The following is a 3,996-nucleotide window of genomic DNA, read 5'->3' on the forward strand; positions in this document are numbered from 1 at the left end:
GGAGGTGTCAGTGCCAATGAACGTGCCGAAGAACGACGTCTGCAAGTATTCAGCAAAAAGAAACAACAACTGGATGAGATAAAAGTTGATCGCATTGTTACTGCCTGTTCCAACTGCCGGAACATGCTGGAAGATGGTCTGGATCACTACCACATGGACGATATTGAAGTGGTTGGATTAACGGAGACCCTGGTTCAGTACCTGGATGATTCTGCTTAATGCTGAATGGAATGGGTAAAAGCTATGAGTGAACGTGTCGTTGTCGATCCTGTTACCCGCATAGAAGGGCACTTGCGTATTGAAGCCCAGACGGATGGCGACCGTATTACCGAAGCCTGGTCATCAGGCACCATGGTGCGTGGTATAGAAATCATATTAAAGGGCCGTGATCCGCGCGATGCCTGGGCTTTTGCTCAACGTATTTGTGGTGTTTGTACCTTGGTGCACGGCATTGCGTCAGTAAGAGCGGTGGAAGCAGCGCTGAATTACAAAATACCTCCCAACGCACAATTGATGCGCAACTTAATGATTGGCGCGCAGTATGTGCACGATCACGTCATGCACTTTTATCATTTGCATGCGCTGGACTGGGTGGACATTGTATCGGCATTAAAAGCCGATCCAAAAGCAACGTCCGAGCTGGCACAAACGGTGAGTCCATCCTATCCACGATCATCGCCCGGTTACTTTGCCGATGTACAAAAACGGGTGAAGGAGTTTGTTGAGACCGGACAATTGGGAATTTTTGCTAATGGTTATTGGGGGCACCCCGCCTACAAGTTGCCACCGGAAGCCAACCTTATGGCTGTAGCGCACTACCTTGATGCGCTGACGTGGCAACGCGATGTAGTGAAACTACACGCCATATTGGGTGGTAAGAATCCACACCCAAACTTCCTGGTTGGTGGTGCCCCTGCCGCGATCAGCATTCATGCGGGTGGCGGCAATATTGGTGGTGATGCGACAGCCTTGAACCAGACCGGTTTGCAAATCATGCAGGATGTAATTAGCAAAATGCGAACCTTTGTCGATCAGGTATATGTGCCGGATACATTGGCCATTGCCGGTTTTTATAAAGACTGGGGTGCACAAGGCGAAGGCGTAGGAAATTTCATGTCCTATGGTGATTTCCCGGCGGGTGATACAAATGATATTGACAAGTTATTAGTGCCACGAGGCGTCATACTGAATCGGGATTTGTCCATTGTGCATGACGTGGATCTGGATGATCCGGAACAGGTGCAGGAGTATGTTGCACGTTCCTGGTATGACTATAGTGGCGGCAAAGACAAAGGCTTGCATCCTTATGATGGTGAAACCGAGTTCAAATACGATGGTCCGCAACCACCTTATGAACACCTTGATGTCGACAAGACGTATTCCTGGTTAAAGTCACCGCGCTGGAAAGGTCATCCGGTGGAAGTGGGGCCATTGGCTCGTGCATTAATGTTATATGCCAAGGGACATCCGCAAATGAAAGAACTGGTGGATATGACTTTAAAGACTCTGGATGTACCGGTGCAAGCCCTGTTTTCAACCCTGGGGCGTACTGCAGCGCGAACCCTGGAAACCAAGGTGTTCGCCGATACCATGCAAAGCTGGCTGGATCAATTGATTGCCAATATCAAAGCCGGTGATGTAAAAACCTTTAATGAAGCGTTATGGGACCCATCCACGTGGCCCAGAGAAGCCAAAGGTGCGGGATATACCGAAGCGCCGCGCGGTGGATTGTCACACTGGGTAGTGATACGCGATGGCAAGATTGCCAATTATCAGGCAGTCGTTCCCAGCACCTGGAATGCTGGGCCACGGGATGCGATGGGTCAACCTGGTCCCTATGAAGCGGCTTTAGTAGGACATAAGCTTCATGATCCAAAACAACCCATAGAAATACTACGCACTATTCACAGCTTTGATCCTTGCATTGCCTGCGCAGTACACGTGACAAACCCTGATGGAGAAGAGTTGATAAAAGTCAAAGCGCTATAGCCGTAATACTGAAACACTAATAAAATGGGAACAGGCGGTAGAGACGATGGTAACAGGGAAGTTAATCGATATATTTGATCATCAAGTTTGTTTTATGGAATACAACGATACAGCGGTATTTGATTATTCACCTCAGCAAGTGTTTGATGTTATCGGCGATATTGAAAAATACCCGGAGTTCCTGCCAGGTTGGGTAAGTGCCAGGGTGCTTTCAAAAGAAGAAGAGAAGATGACCGTGGAGCAGGAACTGGGCGTGGCGTTTCTCAACTGGCGTTTTACCTCGGAAGCTGTTTTTGAGCCCCCATTTCATATACACATTACTTCACACAAAGGCCCCTTTTTGCACCTTGATATCGACTGGTCTTTTTGTCCAGTAGAAAACACCAGGACACGTGTTTCACTGGTTGTTAAAACGGATGGTGATCCAGGGCCGCAACATCGGTTCTTACACGGAATCATTAGCAATTCCGCGCGCTCACTGCTGGACCGTTTCGAAGAACGGATTCGAAAGGTGTACTCCAGTAATAACCTAATCCATGAATAAAAAGAGAAATAACAATAGCCAATAGTGAATGAAAGGAGAAGTGGTATGTCATCACCACAGAATAATGTCATACAAAGTAATGATCCGGAAATCAAGAAATACCTGTTGGCAACGCGGCCGATGTTCCTCACCGCCTCGGCGCTACCGGTTTTACTGGGAAGCGCCATCGGTTATCACGCCAGTGCGCAGTTTGACGCCATTGCATTTGTGCTGGCCCTGTTTTCCGTTATGCTGGCACATGCCGCAATCAATGTGCTGAATGATGTGTATGACGAACTCAATGGCACCGATCGTTTCAATGAAGAGCGCATATTTCCATTTACCGGCGGTTCACGTTTTATTCAGGACAACATATTAAATCTGAATCAAATGCGACGCTGGGGTCACTTACTGCTGGTGATGAGTGCCGTGCTGGGTATCGCGCTGGTTGTTCACAAGGGACCAATGGTATTGGCGTTTGGCATACTGGGTGTTTTTCTTGGCGTGGCTTATTCGGCGCCACCCTTAAAACTAGCATCAAGAGGAATCGGTGAATCGGCGGTTGGTATTGGCTTTGGGGTGATTCCAGTGGTTGGCGCGGCCTGGTTACAGACTGGCAACTTTAGTTGGGAAGCGATGCTGTTTTCAGTGCCAGTCAGTATCTGGGTGGCTAATATTCTGTTGATCAACGAAGTGCCAGATTGCGCGGCTGATGCTAAAGCGGGCAAAAATACGCTGGTGGTTAAATTTGGTTTGAATTTCACGGCTGCCTTTTATCTGGTAGGAAATGCCATTGCACTGGGAGTTCTGGTATGGGCCGTTGCGTTAGACTATATCTCCCCGTTAGTTTTGGTTCTATGCTTTCTATTATTTATTCCGGCTATTGTTGCGGCCCGCGCTATTGTGAACTGGAAAACAAAACCGGGAATGATGGAGGGGGCTATAAAGATGACGCTGACAATTCATGCGGCAAATATCTTATGGCTATTAGGATGGTATATTGCCGGATAGGCTAAATTTGGGTAATAGAGTTATAAGGTATTAGAACAGGTATAACATTTGCGTTATATCAATAAAGTGTGCACTAAAAACTGGCAGTATTGTGTTCGTTGTTTATTCAAGGAGGCGATGTCATGAAAAAAATCGGGTTAGCAATTATCTTGGGTTTATTATTTGGCCTGGCGCTGCCAAGCCATGCATTACCACCGGGCCAGACAATGGAGTTCACGAAAAGCCCAATGGGTAAAGTCACGTTTGACGGTAATATCCATCCTTCCAAAGGAATTATGTGCGATGCCTGTCATCCCAAGCCATTCGAACAGAAGAAAGGCGCTGCCAAAATCACCATGGCAGACCACGACGGTGGAAACTGGTGTTTTACCTGCCATAAAGAGGGTGGGAAAGCCTGGCCATCAAAAGATAACTGTAACAAGTGTCATAAAAAGTAACAACAATTCATGAGCTATCACTTGATGGAAGTTAAA

5 protein-coding genes are annotated in these 3,996 nt (G+C 47.4%); all 5 read left to right on the plus strand.

Going from position 1 to position 3,996, the window contains the following annotated elements; genetic code table 11:
* Nucleotides 1-219, plus strand: a 219-nt coding sequence (locus ACWVCM_RS04320) for a heterodisulfide reductase-related iron-sulfur binding cluster (RefSeq protein ID WP_455200486.1), incomplete at its 5' end; no start/stop codon positions are given.
* A 24-nt stretch (nt 220-243) separates the two neighbouring features.
* Nucleotides 244-1,989: a nickel-dependent hydrogenase large subunit gene (locus tag ACWVCM_RS04325; protein ID WP_455200487.1), complete on the plus strand. Its 1,746-nt coding sequence runs from the start codon at nt 244-246 to the stop codon at nt 1,987-1,989.
* A gap of 46 nt (nt 1,990-2,035) precedes the next feature.
* Complete coding sequence (locus ACWVCM_RS04330; protein ID WP_455200488.1) at nt 2,036-2,533, plus strand: type II toxin-antitoxin system RatA family toxin; 498 nt, start codon at nt 2,036-2,038, stop codon at nt 2,531-2,533.
* A gap of 45 nt (nt 2,534-2,578) precedes the next feature.
* A complete protein-coding gene (locus ACWVCM_RS04335) occupies nt 2,579-3,523 on the plus strand; it encodes a UbiA family prenyltransferase (protein ID WP_455200489.1) in 945 nt (314 codons plus the stop codon).
* A gap of 122 nt (nt 3,524-3,645) precedes the next feature.
* The gene (locus ACWVCM_RS04340) at nt 3,646-3,960 is read left to right on the plus strand and encodes a c(7)-type cytochrome triheme domain-containing protein (RefSeq protein WP_455200490.1); all 315 of its coding nucleotides are present in this window, start codon (nt 3,646-3,648) and stop codon (nt 3,958-3,960) included.
* The last annotated feature ends 36 nt before the right edge of the window (nt 3,961-3,996 follow it).

The organism is Kaarinaea lacus (genome assembly GCF_975902315.1).